At 61.1% G+C, this 16,420-nt stretch carries 18 protein-coding genes and 1 tRNA gene; 15 read left to right on the forward strand and 4 right to left on the reverse strand.

The features are described 5' to 3' along the window. Positions 1-204 precede the first annotated feature (204 nt). Positions 205-699 (forward strand): terminase small subunit, encoded by a 495-nt coding sequence (locus WDB86_RS01910; protein WP_406736438.1) that lies wholly within the window; start codon positions 205-207, stop codon positions 697-699. Next, the gene (locus tag WDB86_RS01915) at positions 686-2,467 is read left to right on the forward strand and encodes a phage terminase large subunit family protein (protein ID WP_406736439.1); all 1,782 of its coding nucleotides are present in this window, start codon (positions 686-688) and stop codon (positions 2,465-2,467) included. The genes WDB86_RS01910 and WDB86_RS01915 overlap by 14 nt, the downstream gene beginning before the upstream one ends. 4 nt (positions 2,468-2,471) lie before the next feature. Here the strand turns inward: WDB86_RS01915 and WDB86_RS01920 are convergent, their stop codons facing one another. Further along, positions 2,472-3,029 (reverse strand): hypothetical protein, encoded by a 558-nt coding sequence (locus WDB86_RS01920; protein WP_406736440.1) that lies wholly within the window; start codon positions 3,027-3,029, stop codon positions 2,472-2,474. A 51-nt stretch (positions 3,030-3,080) separates the two neighbouring features. After that, positions 3,081-3,395 carry a multiprotein-bridging factor 1 family protein gene (locus WDB86_RS01925; RefSeq protein ID WP_406736441.1) on the reverse strand — a complete coding sequence of 105 codons (315 nt, stop codon included), beginning with the start codon at positions 3,393-3,395 and terminating at the stop codon, positions 3,081-3,083. Between WDB86_RS01925 and WDB86_RS01930 the strand changes: the two genes are divergently transcribed. The 8 genes from WDB86_RS01930 (at position 3,394) to xerC (ending at position 9,167) form a co-directional block, all read left to right on the forward strand. Continuing rightward, the gene (locus tag WDB86_RS01930; protein ID WP_406736442.1) at positions 3,394-3,582 is read left to right on the forward strand and encodes a hypothetical protein; all 189 of its coding nucleotides are present in this window, start codon (positions 3,394-3,396) and stop codon (positions 3,580-3,582) included. The genes WDB86_RS01925 and WDB86_RS01930 overlap by 2 nt on opposite strands. An 18-nt stretch (positions 3,583-3,600) precedes the next feature. Continuing rightward, positions 3,601-3,966 carry a hypothetical protein gene (locus WDB86_RS01935; RefSeq protein WP_406736443.1) on the forward strand — a complete coding sequence of 122 codons (366 nt, stop codon included), beginning with the start codon at positions 3,601-3,603 and terminating at the stop codon, positions 3,964-3,966. 77 nt (positions 3,967-4,043) lie between these two features. After that, positions 4,044-4,631: a hypothetical protein gene (locus WDB86_RS01940; protein ID WP_406736444.1), complete on the forward strand. Its 588-nt coding sequence runs from the start codon at positions 4,044-4,046 to the stop codon at positions 4,629-4,631. Between the two features lie 5 nt (positions 4,632-4,636). Then, on the forward strand, positions 4,637-5,971 hold the full coding sequence (locus WDB86_RS01945) for a phage portal protein (RefSeq protein WP_406736445.1): 1,335 nt from the start codon (positions 4,637-4,639) through the stop codon (positions 5,969-5,971). Next, the gene (locus WDB86_RS01950; RefSeq protein ID WP_406736446.1) at positions 5,968-7,713 is read left to right on the forward strand and encodes a prohead protease/major capsid protein fusion protein; all 1,746 of its coding nucleotides are present in this window, start codon (positions 5,968-5,970) and stop codon (positions 7,711-7,713) included. The genes WDB86_RS01945 and WDB86_RS01950 overlap by 4 nt, the downstream gene beginning before the upstream one ends. Then, positions 7,713-7,928, forward strand: a complete 216-nt coding sequence (locus WDB86_RS01955) for a phage head-tail joining protein (protein WP_406736447.1) — start codon at positions 7,713-7,715, stop codon at positions 7,926-7,928. Before WDB86_RS01950 ends, WDB86_RS01955 begins: the two co-directional genes overlap by 1 nt. A 1-nt stretch (position 7,929) precedes the next feature. Continuing rightward, positions 7,930-8,136 (forward strand): hypothetical protein, encoded by a 207-nt coding sequence (locus WDB86_RS01960; RefSeq protein ID WP_406736448.1) that lies wholly within the window; start codon positions 7,930-7,932, stop codon positions 8,134-8,136. Next, positions 8,133-9,167 (forward strand): tyrosine recombinase XerC, encoded by a 1,035-nt coding sequence (gene xerC / locus WDB86_RS01965; protein WP_406736449.1) that lies wholly within the window; start codon positions 8,133-8,135, stop codon positions 9,165-9,167. Before WDB86_RS01960 ends, xerC begins: the two co-directional genes overlap by 4 nt. 84 nt (positions 9,168-9,251) lie before the next feature. On the opposite strand, the gene WDB86_RS01970 is transcribed toward xerC, so the two are convergent. Continuing rightward, positions 9,252-9,336, reverse strand: a tRNA-Leu gene (locus tag WDB86_RS01970). Positions 9,337-9,500: 164 nt separating this feature from the next. Between WDB86_RS01970 and WDB86_RS01975 the strand changes: the two genes are divergently transcribed. Further along, on the forward strand, positions 9,501-9,980 hold the full coding sequence (locus WDB86_RS01975) for a Hint domain-containing protein (protein WP_339107491.1): 480 nt from the start codon (positions 9,501-9,503) through the stop codon (positions 9,978-9,980). Between the two features lie 66 nt (positions 9,981-10,046). Here WDB86_RS01975 and WDB86_RS01980 read toward each other — a convergent pair whose 3' ends face one another. Beyond that, the gene (locus WDB86_RS01980; RefSeq protein WP_406736450.1) at positions 10,047-11,639 is read right to left on the reverse strand and encodes an NAD(P)H-hydrate dehydratase; all 1,593 of its coding nucleotides are present in this window, start codon (positions 11,637-11,639) and stop codon (positions 10,047-10,049) included. A 256-nt stretch (positions 11,640-11,895) separates the two neighbouring features. Between WDB86_RS01980 and WDB86_RS01985 the strand changes: the two genes are divergently transcribed. From WDB86_RS01985 to WDB86_RS02000, 4 genes are all read left to right on the forward strand, one after another. After that, positions 11,896-12,234, forward strand: coding sequence for a P-II family nitrogen regulator (locus tag WDB86_RS01985; RefSeq protein WP_339107489.1), 339 nt, complete (start codon positions 11,896-11,898; stop codon positions 12,232-12,234). Positions 12,235-12,305: 71 nt separating this feature from the next. Further along, entirely contained in the window at positions 12,306-13,715 is a 1,410-nt protein-coding gene (gene glnA / locus WDB86_RS01990; protein WP_339107488.1) for a type I glutamate--ammonia ligase, read from the forward strand. A 129-nt stretch (positions 13,716-13,844) separates the two neighbouring features. Then, positions 13,845-15,518 carry a gamma-glutamyltransferase gene (ggt, locus tag WDB86_RS01995; protein ID WP_406736451.1) on the forward strand — a complete coding sequence of 558 codons (1,674 nt, stop codon included), beginning with the start codon at positions 13,845-13,847 and terminating at the stop codon, positions 15,516-15,518. 250 nt (positions 15,519-15,768) lie between these two features. Further along, positions 15,769-16,401, forward strand: a complete 633-nt coding sequence (locus WDB86_RS02000) for a LysE family translocator (RefSeq protein ID WP_406736452.1) — start codon at positions 15,769-15,771, stop codon at positions 16,399-16,401. The last annotated feature ends 19 nt before the right edge of the window (positions 16,402-16,420 follow it).

Consider the following 16,420-nt stretch of genomic DNA (forward strand, 5'->3'; position numbering starts at 1 on the left):
TTCATGCGGAGAAGTCGGAGATTGCACACTCGCTCAACCTGATCGCCAACGACTGCCAAGCCGCTGCCCGTCAGAGCATTGCCGAGAAGCAGGCCAAGCCCGCAGCCATTCCCCAGCATTCGCGGGTCCTCCCTGAGACCCCCCGTGCGGGTAATTCGCACCCCGACGTGTCGGGCTATGCAAAAAAAACCAAGGGGGTGTAAATTGCGCGTTCTTGAAGATCACCTGTTGGGCGGCGAGGTCATTCACCGGATCGGGGGCGCGGACCTTTGCGAGCTTCTGGCGCTGACGCCTGCCGCTCTGTCCGACCTCAAGAAACGCGGCATCGCGGTGCATACGGGCCATGATGCCTATGACCTGCAACAGACCGTCACGGCCTATGTGACCCATCTGCGCGGGGTGGCGAGCGGGCGGGGCGATGCCGAGCAAGCCGCCAATCTCAGCGCAGAACGCGCCCGTCTCGCCAAGGAGCAGGCCGACGCGCAGGCGCTCAAGAACGGTGTCGCACGGGGTGAGTTGGTGAAGGCCGATGCCGTGACGCGGGAATGGGCCGAGGTGCTGCGCAAGGTGCGCTCGCGCATCATGGCCGTGCCGTCGCGCGTCCGGGGCGCTCTGCCGCATCTGACCGCCATCGACGTGACCGTGATCGACCGCGAGATCCGCACCGCCCTAGAGGAGCTAGCCCATGACCATGATTGAACAGATACGCGCCGATGCTCTTCGCGCCCTGATGCCGCCGCCGCGCCTGCGCCTGTCCGAGTGGATCGAGCGCGAAGTGATCCTGCCCGAGGGCGTATCGAGCCAGCCGGGGCCGGTGCGCCTCTGGCCTTTCCAACGCGATATTGCCGATGCCATCGGGGACCCGCTGATCGAGCGTGTGACTTTGGTCAAGCCGGTGCGCGTAGGCTTCACCACGCTCCTGTCATCGGCTGTCGCCAGCTTCGTGGCGAATGACCCCGCGCCAATACTCGCTCTGCTGCCCGCTGAGAGCGATTGTCGCGATTATGTGGTCTCGGACATCGAACCCATCTTTGGCGCTTCTCCGGTCGTTTCTGAGGCCCTGCGCGGCGATTTTGACGAGGCGGGACGAAACACGCTGCTGTCGCGGCGCTTTCCGGGCGGATCGCTCAAGGTCGTGGCCGCGAAATCGCCCCGCAACCTGCGCCGCCATAACGTCCGCTTCCTGCTGATGGACGAGGTGGACGGCATGGCACCCACGCCCGAAGGCTCGCCGCTTCTGCTGGCCGAACGCCGCACCCTGTCATTCCCGGACCGCAAGATCGTGCTAGGCTCGACCCCCGTGCATGAGGAAACGAGCCATGTCCTGCGATCCTACGCGCAATCCGATCAGCGCGTCTTCGAGGTGCCTTGCCCCGAATGTGGTATCTTCACCGAGATCACTTGGGATCAGATCAGCTGGCCGGAAGGTGAACCCGAAGCCGCTTATTGGTGCTGTCCGCACTGCGCCGCCCAGGTCGAAGAACGCCACAAGCCCGCGATGATCGAGGCGGGGCAGTGGCGCGTCACGCGCCCCGAGGTCGAAGGCCATGCAGGCTTCCGTATGAATGCGCTGATAAGCCTTCACGCAAACGCCTCATGGGGCAAGCTGGCGAAAGAGTTCGTCGCCTCGAAGGATGATCCGACCACGCTGCAAACCTTCGTCAATACGATCTTGGGGCAAGGATGGCGCTCCGAGGGCGACGAGCTGGACGAGGAAGGCTTGGCCGCGCGGGCCGAACCCTTCGGCCTGTCGAAGGTGCCTGCCGAGGTGCTGGCGCTGACCGTGGGTTGCGATGTGCAGCATGACCGGCTGGAACTGACCTATATCGGCTGGACCGAGGCGGGCGGCATGTTGGTGCTGGCGCATCGGGTGATCTGGGGCGCATATGACGCGAACGAGACTTGGGCCGAGGCTGACACGCTTCTGCGCGAGACCTTCCCGCATGAGCTGGGCGGGCGGATCGGGATCAACGCGACCGCCATCGACGCGGGCGACGGCACCTCGATGCATACCGTGACGGGCTTCTGCCGCCCTCGCACCGCTCGCAAGATCTTCGCCATCAAAGGCGCGGCCGGAAACCGTCCGGTGATCGAGCGGGCAGGGTCGAAGACCAAGACCGGGGCGCGGTTGTGGATCGTGGGCGTGGACACGGTCAAGGCGCAGCTGTTTGCCCGTCTGCCCCGTGCCGGCCATGTGCGCTTTGCCAAAGATCTGCCCGCTGTATGGTTCGAGCAAGTGGCTTCCGAACGCGCGGTGGTGCGCTATTCACGGGGCCAGCCGGTGCGCAGCTTCGAGCGCATCCCCGGCAAACGCGCCGAGGCGCTGGATTGTGCCGTCTATGCCTATGCCGCCCGCCAGATGGTCAATATCAACCCCGAAGCCCGTCGCGCCGATCTGACCCGCACCGAGGCGGCAGCCAAGCCCAAGGGGCCGGTGCTAGCGTCAAGCTGGATGACAAGGCGCTAGAGTTTCAGGGCCACTTCTGGGGCGATGTGTGGAGGGAAATAGCTGATGAAATCTTTCCTGCTTCACTTTGAAGTTCAGGCAATATCACAGCTATTTTTTGAGTGGCGATTATAAGATCTTGGCGAACTGATGCGCAGGTAATGGCTTGAGCGATTAACGTTTCGCGCTTTTGCTTTTCTTTAAGCGTGAGATATGACGCTGTTATTAAACTTTCGGCATTTTGGATTTCTTGCTGGATTTTTGGGAGCCGTTTTCTGTTTTCTTTCCACTGACGACTTAAAGAGTTTTTATGGAAGGCGATCAGTTCGATCTTCTCATTTGCCGATTTACTAGCAAGCTCGAGCTCGATTTGTGCGGCCCTCAACTGTGAAATTTCATTAAGTAGAAAAATTTGAGCATCAACCTTTTTGTCGGAGCGCCCTGCAGCAAACGTCCGCGAAGCAACCACGAAGGTTAGAAATGCCGTTAGGCAGGTTGCCAACGCGGTGGCATTCTTCGACAGCCAGCTTAAGATGTCCATTTGATTAACTGAAATGCAGAGCAGCTCATATGTATTTTGCACTTTGCTTAAGTTCTCATAATTACTGTGAAGCCGCGATGTTTTTAATAGGTTTTACTTGAGGCGAACACCGGGCCCCCCACCATTTGCGGGCAAAAATTCGACACCAGCAGCTCGAAGCGCGACTTCTAACTTTCTCAATGTCTCCGCTTGCCCACCAGATTGTTCATTCTCAAAACGACTGATGGTCATTGCCGAAACCCCAGAAATTTCCGCCAGTTCTCGCACGCCTAGGCGAAGGGCAGCTCGCGCCATGCGGCATTGTTCAGGTGTTATCATGGTATCCAAAACTGTTGACAGGGTATTCATATGTGTGGTTTGAATACAGTGTAGTCGAAACTGAACAATCAGACAACGGATCACCGCCATGCCGAACCCTGTTCTGGCAGCCGACCCCGGCTTGCCTATCGCCATCCTGAACGAAATCTATGACTGCCTGTCTCTGGCCCTCGACGCGTCCGAGCGCCCGACGAGCTACAGCCAGTCCGAGCGCGAGGCGCGCAGCTATATGCGCACCGCCCTGCGCCGCACCGAACGCCTTCTGAACCAACGCTGACCCGTAGGAGTAAACCAGATGACGACTCTTTCCCGCCGCACCCTCCTGACCGCAGCCCCCGCCCTTGGCCTTGCCGGGCTTCCGGTGGCCGCGTCCACGCCCGAAGATCCGCACCCCGCTTTGCTGGTGGCATGGCGCGAAAGTCGTGTGGCATGGGACCGCGCTTGTGAAGTTTACGGAGACGAAGCGCCGGAAGAGAAGGCTGCATGGAAGGAATACACCCGCCTTGAACAACTGATCTATTCTACACCAGCCAAGTCCGTCGGTGGTGCGATGGCGCAAATTGAGTGGCTTCTGGAAGATATCGATGAAGCGGATCTTTGTGTCGAATATGTTTTGGCTTTGGAAAGCTGCAAGAAATTATTGGAAGAAATGCACCCTTGATGAGTGCACCCATCTTGCGGGCTCTCTTGTTTCGTGTATAGTCCACCCAAGATAAGGGCTTTTATGAGGACTAAAACATGAAGCGTAAAGCACTCCTGATGTGCGCAAGCTGCACAGTAAAAACGCTTGAATCCTATACCGCGCGTGGCATTTCACCAATCCATATTGAGGATCGGAATTGGAACGATTACACGCTGGAGCAGGCGCTTCAGCTGCGCCTGATGGTTCAAGCCGCCAAGAGCATGGACAACGATAGCGCGGGGCTTCTGGCGCGTCGCGCGGTGGATATGCTCTATCCGTTCACGCCGTTCACTTATACGGGGCAGGACATGTTTGTTGCGCTTGTTCGCTATGACTGGCCGTCCGCGCCTGAGGGCTGGGATTGCCGCCAAGTGGTGGCTGGCCGTTGGGAAGATCTGCATACCAAAGCACAGGAATTCGTGACTTCGCTTGACGATGGCGCAACGCTTCGTTCCATCGAGGCATACTGCGTCACTGACCTCGCCAAAGAAGTCTGGGAGGAAGCGCATGAACTGGGCCTGCCGGAAGGTGAAGCTTGGCCCGCAGCCGTTTCCGAAGACCTGACCGGCTATCCCGAATGGTTCAAAGAGCACGAGATTGCACGTCGCAAATCTATCGGCCTTATGCCGGAAGACGGCGAGTAACGACGATGGCCTTTCCCTTCAACATTCTGGGCAAGGTGTTCCGCCGCTCCGGGATCGAGGCGGGGGGCGGTGGGCGACGCTGGGAGGGGGCATCGACGTTGCATGCGCCCCAGCAACAGACGCTCGCCGCCCGAGGGGCAGCTAAGGCCCGTGCATCGGCGCTTTACATGAACACGGCCCAAGGGCAGCGGATTGTCGAAGCTTGGGTTGCCGCTTTGGTGGGTAAGGGCTGGCAGGCCCGCCCGCAGCACCCCGACGCCGAGATCCGCAAAGAGCTTTCCGATAGCTTCGAGGCGCTGGCGCGGCCATTGCTTATCCAGCTTGCGCGGGCATTGGTGCGGGATGGCGAGTCCTTCGTGCATCTGTGGATCGGTTCCGATGGCGGTTTTCGCGTGAAGCTGATCGCCGCCGATCAGGTGGACCCGAGCTTGACCCGCGATCTGGGCAATGGTGGCCGCATTATCTCCGGTGTCGAGTTCGACGCCGAGGATACTGTGGTCGCCTATCACGTTCTGCGCGATGCGCCCGGAACGCCCTTCGCCACCTATAACGCCCCGATCCGCATTCTTGCCCGCGATGTGCTGCATGTCTTCGACCCGCTTTTTCCGGGGCAGGTTCGCGGCCTGAGCTGGCTTGCGCCTGTGCTCCTGAAACTGCGCGACCGTGACGAGGCATCCGACGCGATGCTGATGCAGTTGAAGGTTGCCAGCCTCATGACCGGCTTTATTCGCGATATCGACGGCACTGCCGCAGGGATGGACGGTCAACAGGATGGTAGCGCCTTGAACGTCTCGTTGGAGCCGGGGGCTATGCGCGTTCTTCCGACCGGTGCCGAGGTGACGTTCTCGCAGCCGGGGCAGGGCTTGCAACAGGCTATCGAGTTCCTGCGCTCGCAGGATCGGGATATCGCCGCAGGTGTCGGGCTGACCTTCGAGAGCCTGACCGGCGATCTGGGCGAGGCGAATTATAGCTCTGCCCGTGTCGGGCTTTTGGAGTTCCGCCGCCGCGCCGAGATGCTTCAACGCAACCTGATCGAGGGTATGGCGCTGCGCCCGCTTTGGGATCGGTGGATCGAGGCCCGCGCCTTGGCCGGTGAAATCCCCTTCGATGCCGCCCAGCTGGCAGACTATCGCGCGGTGCGCTTCGTTCCTCCGGGCTGGCAATGGGTGGACCCCAAGAATGAGGTCGAGGCCGAAGTGATGGCGATCGAGGCGGGGCTGAAATCCCGTGAAGAGGCCGTTGCGGGTCGTGGGCGCGATATCGAGGAGCTGGACGCTGAACGCGCCCGTGACCGCGAGATTATAAGAACAAATCAGCAGCAAAACGAGAGCAAAGCATGACCATTCATCTTCGCGCGGCCCAGCCCGCCGCCTCGACCGTGGATCTGCAAGCCCGCACCGTGGAGGCCATTGTCTCGACCGGCGCGGGCGTTCTGCGTGGCAGCTTCACCGAGCGGCTGGACCTGTCGGGCGTGGATCTGTCGCGCCTGATCGGTGCGCCGCTTCTGGATGCGCATCGCGCCGCCTCGACCCGCGATCAGCTGGGCGTAGTGGAGGCCGCAGAAGTGCGCAGTGAGGGGCTGTGGGTGCGCCTTCGCTTCCGCAGCAACGACGCCGCTAAGGCGGTGCTGTCCGATATCGCAGACGGCACCCTGCGCGGCCTGTCCATCGGCTACAGCGTGGCCGAGTGGAAAAATGAAGGGCAGGGCGCATCGCGCACCCGCACCGCAACCAAATGGACGCCCATCGAGGTGTCCGTTGTTCCTGTTCCGGCAGATGCCGGGGCGCATTTCCGCAATGGAGAAACCGATATGCCGGAAACCCAAACTGAAACCGCGCCGCTGACCCGCGCCGCGATCAACACCCAGATCCGCAGCATTGCCAGCACGGCAGGGCTGAACGGCGCGTGGGCCGATGCGCAGATCGACGCCGAGGCCGATCTTGACGCGGTGCGCCAAGCGGCCTTCGAGGCGATGCAACAGCGCGGCGCAGAACAGACGACGCGCACCACTCGCGCGGCGATCCTGTTCGATAACACCGACCCGACCGTTATCGCCGCCCGTGCCGGTGAGGCTCTGTTTGCCCGCTCGCATCCCGAGCATCAACTGAGCGATCAAGCCCGCGAATACGCTCACATGAATTTTACCGATCTGGCGCGTGACTGCTTGCGTCGTTCGGCGGTTTCGACCACGGGCTTGGCATCTGAGACGATCCTGACCCGCGCACTGCACAGCACGTCCGATTTTCCGCTGATCTTGGGCGATGCTGTGAACCGCGAACTGCGCCGGTCCTATAGCGAAGCACCTTCCGGCATCCGCCAGCTTGCCCGCCAATCGACGGCCAAGGACTTCCGCGCCAAGCATTCGCTCGCCTTGGGCGATTTCTCTGCCCTGCAGAAGGTCAACGAGGCAGGCGAGTTCAAGTATGGCTCGATTGGTGAAAGCGGCGAGAGCTACAGCTTGGACACCTTTGGCGTGATTTTCGGGATCAGCCGTCAGGCGATGGTCAATGACGATCTTGGGGCGTTCACGGCCATGCCGAACAAGTTGGGTGTTTCGGCTCGCGCCTTCGAAGCCGATTTCCTATTCAATATGGTGAAGAGTAATCCTCTCATGTCGGATGGTAACGCGGTGTTCGATGCAGCGCATGGTAACCTCGCCACGACGGCAGATTGGCCGAATATCACGGCATTGTCGGCAATGCGTCTCGCGATGCGGAAACAGAAGTCGGCGGGCGGTCTGCTGATCAACGCAACGCCGCGTTATCTGTTGGTCGGGCCGGAATTGGAAACCGTTGCCGAACAGCTTTTGACGCAGATCGCCGCGACCCGCATCGAGGACGTGAACCCCTTTGGCAATCTGTCCTTGATTGTTGAGCCGCGCATGACCGGCGTGGAGTGGTATCTGGCAGCAGATCCGGCCACGATTGATGGGTTGGAATACGCTTACCTTGAAGGCGCTCCGGGGCCACAGATGGATACGCAGGTCGGGTTCGAGGTGGACGGGATCAAGATCAAGATCCGCTTGGACTTCGGGGCGGGTTGGTTGGATCACCGCGGTTGGCAGAAGAACGAGGGCCAGTAATGGCCCTCAATCTCTCCGAACTGCTTGATCTGCGCGACCAGTTGATCCGCGCAAGAGCGAAGGCGGTAACGCTGGTGCAGATCAACGGGGAGCGGGTGCAATACAAAACGGACGCCGAAATGGCGTCCGCGCTTGCAGACCTCGACCGCCGTATCTCTGCCGCCACGAAACGCCCAATCCTGACCCTTAAATTCTCCAGCTCGAAAGGAATGTAGAATGGCAAAGCATCTGCCTATTGCCGTGCCCATCAAAGTTGCTGCGCAGCTGTTCTCGATGACGACTGCGGAGTTTCAGAAGCTTGTCGATATGGGGGTATTTCCACCCCCGACGAGAAGTATTCCGGGGCACGTCCGTTGGTCATATGCCGATCTCTTAGCCGTTGTGGATTGTAGCAAGCTTGAAGAAGACGAGTTCACGCCATGAAGAATGCCCAGCTTCCTTATGTCGATGTGAACCGGAAGGGCGGCAAGGACTATTACTATTTCCGCAAACGTGTGAACGGGAAGATGGTCCGCAAGCCGCTGCCGGATAATCCAGATAGCGAAGAGTTCATGCGGGCCTATTGGGAAATTCGGAATGGTAAGCGGAACGCGCCGCCCGCAGAAAACTGGAACGCCCTGATCGTGAGCTATTACGGCAGCGCCGGGTTCAAGCGCCTCGCCACCAGCACCCGCGAGAACTATCGCCGCCATTGCGAAGCGATCCGCGAGAGCAACGGCAATAAGAGCGTGAAACTGTTCCGCCGGAAGCATGCCATTGCTGTTCGGGATGCTCTGCAAGACAAATGGTCGAAGGCGAATGAACGTGTCGCCGTCCTTTCTATCCTCTGCAAGCATGCGGTTGATCTGGAATGGATCGAGCGCAATCCCGTGGTCGATATTGCGAAGCTGAAGGGCGGGGAATACGAGGCTTGGCCGGACGACGTCTTGGCCGCGTTCGAGGGCTATTGCGACGAGCATGGCGAGCGTATGGCCCGCACCGTCTATGAGCTTTGCATTGGCACAGGTCAGCGGATTGGTGATTGCGTTGCCATGCGCTGGGATGACTTCGATGGTGCATTCATGTCTGTCATCCAAGAGAAGACCGGCACCAAGATCCAAGTCTATTGTCCGAACCGTCTGCGCGTCTACCTCGCCAGCTTACCGAAGACCGGGGCGCATATCCTCGCCAAGAACTTGACGCAGCCGGTGGGCAAAAGGGCCGCGCAGAAGGCCGTGGAGGAGGTTCGGGCGGGTATTGGCGCAATGCATGGGGCGGGGCGCTTCGTGCCGCATGGCTGGCGCTACACAGCGGCAAAGCAATTGGCCGAAGCAGGCTGTTCCGATTCCGAGATCCAAGCCGTGACGGGTCATAAGACACTGGCGATGGTCCAGAAATATCGGGCGCAGGCGAACCAGAAACGGGCCTCGCAACAAGCTCAAGAGCGACGAGAACAGAACAAGCCCAGAACGTGAATGTGCCAACCAATGTGCCAACTTGTGGCGAAACGCTAATCAGAGGAAAGGTTGAAAGTGTCGGAAAATCCAACAATTTCAAAGTGGTGCGGGTGGAGGGACTTGAACCCCCACGCCGTTAGGCGCCAGAACCTAAATCTGGTGCGTCTACCAATTTCGCCACACCCGCAACAAGGTGCCTTTTAGCAACGCCTCTGGTGCATGCAAGAGGGATTTTCCATTTTTTTGCTGCGGGACGGGAAAAACTGCGTAATGTTGGTAAAGAAATGAATAACGCGGCAAATCGCGAATTTACCAACGGGCAGGCGCATCATGCAAAAGCAGGATTCTACAATGTCTTATGGCCATTACGCGGCAGAAGATCTGCTTGAGGCGCGGGCGCGGTATTCGGCCGTTGGCGTGGCGCAGGGCGCGCAGATCCGGACCTCGGAGGGCGATCTTCCGGTGGAATACCTGTGTCCGGGTGATCGCATCGTGACCCGTTCGGGAATGCGTGTGCTGCGTGCGGTGACGGTGCAGCATGCAGATCGCCATGTGCTGCGGTTTCCGGCGGGCAGTCTCGGGCAGGGGCGTCCGCAATCCGTGCTCTATCTCGGCGCACAGACGCGTATGCCGCTGGGAGGCTGGCGGGCGCAAACGCTTTACGAGGCCGAAACCGCCTCTGTGCCGGCATCGAAGCTATGCGACGGGCAGGTGGTGCGTGTGGCACTGGAGCGGCCCGTGCGGCTTTATGCGCTGCATTTCGATACGGTCGAGACCTTCTTTGCCGAGGGGATCGAGGTCGAGGCGCAGGTCGTGCCCGCGACAGCCTGAGATCGTCTGAGGGGGCGGCAGATCAGATAGAAAAACCGGGCAGAGGCCCGGTTTTTGTGTTTTGCGTTATGCGAAGAGCGCGCGCATCAGCGCTGGCAGTTCGTCGGGGAGGTCTTCGGCCAAGAGACCCGGACCGAATTGCCGTGCGGCCTCGACATGCATCCAGACGGCCAGTTCGGCGGCGCCCAGAATGTCGCGGTGATGTGGGTCCTGCGTCGCCAGAAGGCCGGTGATCATCCCTGCCAGCACGTCACCGGCCCCTGCCGTTGCCAGCCAGGGGGCGGCGCGCTCGCGCAGGGCGGGATGTACCGAGGCGCAGCCATCGGGGCGCGCGATCACCGTGACCGGACCTTTCAGCAACACCACCGCCCCTGCACGTTCGGCCGCGCGGCGGGTGAGGGTGAGACGGTCGCTCTGGTGTAGCTCGGCTGCCAGATCGGGGAAAAGGGTACGGAATTCGCCCTCATGCGGGGTCAGGATGCAGTCTTCATGCAGGTGGTTGAACAGCACCTGCGGGTCTTCCCCGAAGCAGGACAGCGCATCGGCATCCAGCACCGTGGCCCGCTTGCCCCAGAGGGCGGCAGGAACCATTTCCTGCGCGCGTTTATGGCCCAGACCCGGCCCCAGACAGAGCGCGCGCAGCCGGTCGTCCTCCATCCAGCCGCGCAGGGTGTAGCTGTCGGGCAGGGGGCGCAGCATCAGCGCGTTGATCTGGGCGGCGGTTTCGGGCACGGCCGATTGCGGCGCGGCAATGGTCACCGCCCCCGCGCCGATCCGCAGAGCCGCGCGTGCGGCCATCCGTGCCGCCCCGCCCTGACCCAGACCGCCGGACAGCACAATGGCATGTCCGCGCTGGTATTTATGCGCCGCCTTATCGAGATGCGTGACGCTTTGGAACCAGCGCTGGAACGCTTTGGGGCGATTGCCGCGTACCGGATCAACGAGCCGCAGGGCATGGGGCTGTTTGGGCAGATCCGCAAGGGCTGCCGCATCCTTGCCCGCCCCGCCCGGCAGGCCGATATCGACGATTTCCAGCCGCTGCCCCGCAAGTGCCGACAGCACATGCCCCGGTTTCGGGAGATGGAAGGTTACGCACAGATCCGTCGCGATATGGCGACGCGATTCGTCCGTGCTCCATTCCGTCAGGGCCTCCTGATCAAGGCTGCGCGGAGGCTCGGGCGCCAGAAAGACCCCGCGATCCAGATCGAAACCGGAGGGGCAGTCGACGGCCACCACTTTCGGAATATGACGCCAGCGCGCCGTCGCGGGGCGGGGCGGACGGGCCGCGACCGCGCCGAACAGGGCCAGATATTCGGTGCCAAGCGGGCGGGTGCAGCCGATCCCGAAGAGCGCATCGACGATGATATCGGGGCGGTGGCCGGTGGCCGCCATCGCAAAGCCGTGCTGCTCGACGGCGGCGGGCAGATTGGCCAGCGCATGGGCGGCGGCCCCTTCATGGCTGTGGTTGAGTTCACGCAACACCTCGACCCGCCAGCCGCGTGCACTCAGATGCTGGCCCACAACATAGCCGTCCCCGCCATTATTGCCCGGACCGCACAAAATAACGGCACAGGGCGGCTCGGCGCTGCTTTCAAGCTCCAGAAATTGCGGCCAGTTGCGCAGGATCGCCGCAGCCACACCCGCGCCGGCACGTGCCATCAGTTTGTCTTCATCTGACAGTTTCTTGGACAAAGCGCTTTGTTCTGCGGCGCGCATTTGGGCAGTTGTGAGAATTTCGCTCAATCGTAAGCCTTTATGTTTGCAAATCGCTCATTTAATACGCAACATGGCGTAAATTTGGGCGCACTAACCGGATTCCCAAGCCAAGCTGGGACAAGATGAGCCTAGTCGATTGCGGGGGCCGAAGGAAAGTGCTGAGAAGTGCCGAGAAGGCCAAGACGAAGGAGTCGACGGAATGAAAAAGATCGAAGCGATCATCAAACCGTTCAAACTGGATGAAGTGAAAGAAGCTCTTCAAGAGGCTGGCATCCAAGGCCTGTCGGTGATTGAAGTCAAAGGGTTCGGGCGTCAGAAAGGGCATACAGAGCTCTATCGCGGCGCGGAATATGTCGTTGATTTCCTTCCCAAGGTTAAAATCGAGATGGTGATTTCCGACGATATGGTCGAGGCCGCCGTCGAGGCGATCACCTCTGCCGCCCGCACCGAGAAAATCGGCGACGGCAAGATCTTCATCTCGCCGGTCGAGGAAGCGATCCGCATCCGGACCGGTGAAACTGGCGACGACGCGATCTGATCGCGTCCCGCCCAAACGCATGTCGGACCTAAAGTCCGGTGTCTTATTGCTCAACGAAAGGGTTGCTACGAATGAGCTCTGTTAAGGACGCCCTCAAGCTGATGAAGGACGAAGAAGTCGAATACGTTGATGTTCGCTTCACCGATCCGCGCGGTAAACTCCAACACGTGACTCTGGTCGTTGATCTGGTCGACGAAGACTTCTTCGAGGAAGGCTTCATGTTCGACGGCTCGTCCATCGCGGGCTGGAAATCGATCGACCAATCCGACATGAAGCTCATCCCCGATGCTTCCTCGGTTTATATCGACCCCTTCTACGCTGAAAAAACCATGTGCGTGCACTGCGTTGTGGTCGAGCCCGACACCGGCGAAGCCTATGACCGCTGCCCGCGTCAGGTTGCGGCCAAAGCCGAAGCCTATCTGAAATCCTCGGGTATCGGTGATGCGGCCTTCTTCGGCCCCGAAGCCGAATTCTTCCTCTTTGACGACGTGCGCTACTCGGTCACGCCGGCCAAAGTGTCCTTCCAGATCGACGCGGAAGCGGCGGCATGGAACACCGACACCCCGTCGGAAATGGGCAACCTCGGCCACCGTGCGGGCCACAAGGGCGGCTACTTCCCTGTGAACCCCGTTGACGAAGCCCAAGACCTGCGTGGCGAGATGCTCTCGACCATGAAGCGCATGGGCATCAAGGTTGACAAGCACCACCACGAAGTGGCGACCTGCCAGCACGAACTGGGCATGATCTTCGGCCAGCTCACCGAGCAAGCCGATAACATCCAGAAATACAAATACGTGATCCACAACGTGGCCCACGCCTATGGCAAATCGGCGACCTTCATGCCGAAGCCGATGAAAGGCGATAACGGCTCGGGTATGCACGTCAACATGTCGATCTGGAAAGACGGCAAGCCGCTCTTTGCTGGCGACAAATACGCAGACCTGTCGCAAGAGGCGCTCTACTTCATCGGTGGTATCCTCAAGCACGCAAAAGCTCTGAACGCGCTGACCAACCCGTCGACCAACTCCTACAAGCGTCTGATCCCGGGCTTCGAGGCTCCGGTTCTGCGCGCCTATTCGGCAAGCAACCGTTCGGGCTGTGTCCGTATTCCGTGGACCAATTCGCCGAAAGCAAAGCGCGTCGAAGCCCGCTTCCCCGATCCGTCGGCAAACCCCTATCTGTGCTTCGCAGCCCTGATGATGGCTGGCCTCGACGGCATCAAGAACAAGATCGATCCGGGCCCGGCATCGGACAAGGACCTCTACGATCTTCCGCCGGAAGAACTCGCAGAAATCCCGACCGTTTGCGGCTCGCTGCGTGAGGCTCTGGAAGCCCTCGAAGCCGATATGGACTTCCTGACCGCAGGTGACGTGTTCACCAAGGACATGCTGGAAGGCTATATCGCGCTCAAATGGGAAGAGGTCTATGCCTACGAGCATACCCCGCACCCGATCGAGTACCAGATGTACTACAGCTGCTAATCTCCGGATTGCTTTGTGACAAAGGAGAGCGCTGCCTTCGGGTGGCGCTTTTCCATTTTTAATTAAAGGCTTGCGCTGCTGTTTTGAGGTTTTAGGTTAGGTTTTGTTAACCTTGATCGAGGGTCCCGGATGTCTGCCAGAATTCCCTATCCATCGAAAACGCCGGTCTTTGCCCGTGGTGGCATGGTGCTGGCCAACCATCCGTTAGGGGCGGCTGCGGGCATCGAGGCGCTGGCGGCGGGCGGCAATGCCGCCGATGCGGCTGTGGCCACGCTTCTGACGCTTTCGGTGGTCGAGCCGATGATGGTGGGGATCTGTGGTGGCGGGCTGGTGCATCTGCGCGATGCGCAGGGCCAGCACGAGATTATCGACGGGCTGTCCTGCGCAGGCGCGGCCTCGGAGCCTGCGATGTACCGCCCGCTGTCCGATGTGCCGCCGCTACAGATGCAGACGGTGGACCGCCAGAACGAATTTGGGGCCTCGGCGGTTGCCGTGCCGGGAAGTCTGCGGGCATGGGCGCTTTTGCACGAGCGTCACGGGCGCTTGCCCTTTGCCGATCTGTTCGGGGCTGCGATCCGTCATGCGCGTCAGGGCTTTGTGGTGACCCCGTATCTGGCAGGCTCGATTTCCGAGGCGCGTCATGACCTTGCACGCACCCCCGATATGGCGGCGCTGTTCCTGCCGCAGGGCGCGCCGCTGCGCAAAGGGGACCGTCTGTGCCAGCCCGATTATGCCGCCACCTTGGAAGAGATCGCCCTGCAGGGGCCGGATGCGCTGTATCATGGCGCGCTGGGGCGGAAACTGGTGGACTATCTGGCCACGGGGCCTGTGCCGCAGGCCCGGCTGACGCTTCAGGATCTGGCCGGATACGCCCCGCAGGTGCTGGCGCCGGTGCAGGGGCACTATCGCGGCTTCGATATTTTCGGCCCGCCGCCGCCTGCCTCTTCCGGCGTGCATGTGACGCAGATGCTTAACATGCTGGAAACCCGCGATCTGGCGGCGATGGGCTTTGACAGCCCCCTACGGGCGCAGCTTCTGGCCCATGTGATGCGCGCGGCCTTTGCCGACCGTGCCCGTCATAGCGGGGATCCGCGTTTTGTGGATATTCCGGTCGGGCGACTGACCTCGAAAGACTATGCCCGCGCGCTGATGGAGGGCGTGCCGCCGGTCACGGCCGCGCAAGGCTATGAAAGCCGCGACACGACCCATATTACCATCGCCGATGGCGAGGGGATGATTGTCACGGCAACCTTCACGATCAATTCGCTCTTTGGCGCGCGGGTGATGGTGCCGGGGACGGGGATGATCCTCAATAATTATATGTGCAATTTCGACCCCAATCCGGGCCGGGCGCTTTCTGTCGCGCCGGGCAAGCGGGTGCCCACCTCGATGGCTCCGATGATCGTGGCGCGGGAGGGCCGGCCCTTTCTTGCGCTGGGGCAGCCCGGCGGCACGCGGATTTTCCCTTCGGTGCTGCAGGCGATGGTGAATATCATCGATCACGGCATGGCGCTGCAAGAGGCGGTCGAGGCCCCGCGGCTCTGGACCCAAGGCGCAGAGATCGAGCTGGAGCCGCGCTTTGCGGCGCTGGCTCCCGCGCTGGAGGCGGCGGGCCTTGCGGTCAAGCATGTGCCCCATATCGGCGGCGGGCTGAACGCGATCCGTTTCCATGCGGACGGGCAGATGGAGGGCGCGGCCTGCTGGCGGGCGGATGGCACGGTGCTGGGGCTGGGCGGTGGTCTGGCAGAGGAGGGCGTGCGTTTCTGGCCCGACCGTTCGCAGGGGAGTTCCTCGCCGAATTGACGGCCCGAAGGGACGGCTGCGCGAAAGGATGGGGCCGCGAAGGGATAGGGGGATCATCTGCGGCCCCCTTCCACATGTCCCCCACGCGGACACCAAAGCCCGTCGCGATCCTGTCGGGCTTTGGCATCACGTCTTTCGGCAGGCGGCAGATGTCGCGCCCATGCGCCCTCGGTCAGTGGCTTTCGAAAAACGCTTTACGTGGGCCGAGATCCGTGGCTGGCTCATGCAAGATGTCTTCGGGAGGATCATCATGACCTTTCATCTCTGGCTGGCCTTCGCGTCCGCCTCTCTTGCGTTGTTGTTGATACCGGGGCCGACTGTGCTGCTTGTCCTGACCTATGCCCTGAGCCAGGGGCGTCGCGTGGCGCTGGCGACGGTTGCAGGCGTCGCGCTTGGCGATTTCGTGGCAATGTCCGCCTCGCTCGCCGGTCTCGGAGCACTGGTGCTGGCCTCTTCGGGAGTGTTTCTGGCTCTGAAGTGGATCGGGGCGGCCTATCTGGTCTATCTCGGGGTCCGACTGTTTTGCAGCGCACCGGTGGCCCGCTTGGGGACGCTGGCACAGGCACAGGCAGCGCCCGCATCGCCGCGTCGCGTCTTTTTTCACGCGGTCGCGGTGACGGCGCTTAATCCGAAATCCATTGTCTTCTTCATCGCTTTCGTGCCGCAGTTCCTTGCGCCCGACAGGGCTTTGGCACCGCAATTCGCAGGGCTTATCGCAACTTTTGTGGGGTTGGCGGCGTTGAACGCGCTGGCCTATGCCCTGCTGGCCGACAGATTACGCCGGAACATCGCGCGCCCCAATGTGCTGCCCGCCCTGACCCGATTGGGCGGCGGGGCACTTGTGGCGATGGGGATCGCGACAGCCGCTTTGCGCCGCGCCTGAGAGGGAGACCCAAGGCGGG

Source organism: Thioclava sp. GXIMD4215 (assembly GCF_045291555.1).
GTDB lineage: Bacteria > Pseudomonadota > Alphaproteobacteria > Rhodobacterales > Rhodobacteraceae > Thioclava > Thioclava litoralis.

What these genes read in the sequence shown, in the direction of transcription:
- WDB86_RS01985 (WP_339107489.1), top strand. Translation starts at nt 11,896, where the DNA reads ATGAAAAAGATCGAAGCGATCATCAAACCGTTCAAACTGGATGAAGTG.
- ggt (WP_406736451.1), top strand. Translation starts at nt 13,845, where the DNA reads ATGTCTGCCAGAATTCCCTATCCATCGAAAACGCCGGTCTTTGCCCGT.
- glnA (WP_339107488.1), top strand. Translation starts at nt 12,306, where the DNA reads ATGAGCTCTGTTAAGGACGCCCTCAAGCTGATGAAGGACGAAGAAGTC.
- WDB86_RS01935 (WP_406736443.1), top strand. Translation starts at nt 3,601, where the DNA reads ATGACGACTCTTTCCCGCCGCACCCTCCTGACCGCAGCCCCCGCCCTT.
- WDB86_RS01955 (WP_406736447.1), top strand. Translation starts at nt 7,713, where the DNA reads ATGGCCCTCAATCTCTCCGAACTGCTTGATCTGCGCGACCAGTTGATC.
- WDB86_RS01980 (WP_406736450.1), bottom strand. Translation starts at nt 11,639, where the DNA reads ATGGCACGTGCCGGCGCGGGTGTGGCTGCGGCGATCCTGCGCAACTGG.
- WDB86_RS01940 (WP_406736444.1), top strand. Translation starts at nt 4,044, where the DNA reads ATGAAGCGTAAAGCACTCCTGATGTGCGCAAGCTGCACAGTAAAAACG.
- WDB86_RS01930 (WP_406736442.1), top strand. Translation starts at nt 3,394, where the DNA reads ATGCCGAACCCTGTTCTGGCAGCCGACCCCGGCTTGCCTATCGCCATC.
- WDB86_RS01975 (WP_339107491.1), top strand. Translation starts at nt 9,501, where the DNA reads ATGTCTTATGGCCATTACGCGGCAGAAGATCTGCTTGAGGCGCGGGCG.
- WDB86_RS01945 (WP_406736445.1), top strand. Translation starts at nt 4,637, where the DNA reads ATGGCCTTTCCCTTCAACATTCTGGGCAAGGTGTTCCGCCGCTCCGGG.
- WDB86_RS01950 (WP_406736446.1), top strand. Translation starts at nt 5,968, where the DNA reads ATGACCATTCATCTTCGCGCGGCCCAGCCCGCCGCCTCGACCGTGGAT.
- WDB86_RS01960 (WP_406736448.1), top strand. Translation starts at nt 7,930, where the DNA reads ATGGCAAAGCATCTGCCTATTGCCGTGCCCATCAAAGTTGCTGCGCAG.
- WDB86_RS01925 (WP_406736441.1), bottom strand. Translation starts at nt 3,395, where the DNA reads ATGGCGGTGATCCGTTGTCTGATTGTTCAGTTTCGACTACACTGTATT.
- WDB86_RS02000 (WP_406736452.1), top strand. Translation starts at nt 15,769, where the DNA reads ATGACCTTTCATCTCTGGCTGGCCTTCGCGTCCGCCTCTCTTGCGTTG.
- xerC (WP_406736449.1), top strand. Translation starts at nt 8,133, where the DNA reads ATGAAGAATGCCCAGCTTCCTTATGTCGATGTGAACCGGAAGGGCGGC.
- WDB86_RS01915 (WP_406736439.1), top strand. Translation starts at nt 686, where the DNA reads ATGACCATGATTGAACAGATACGCGCCGATGCTCTTCGCGCCCTGATG.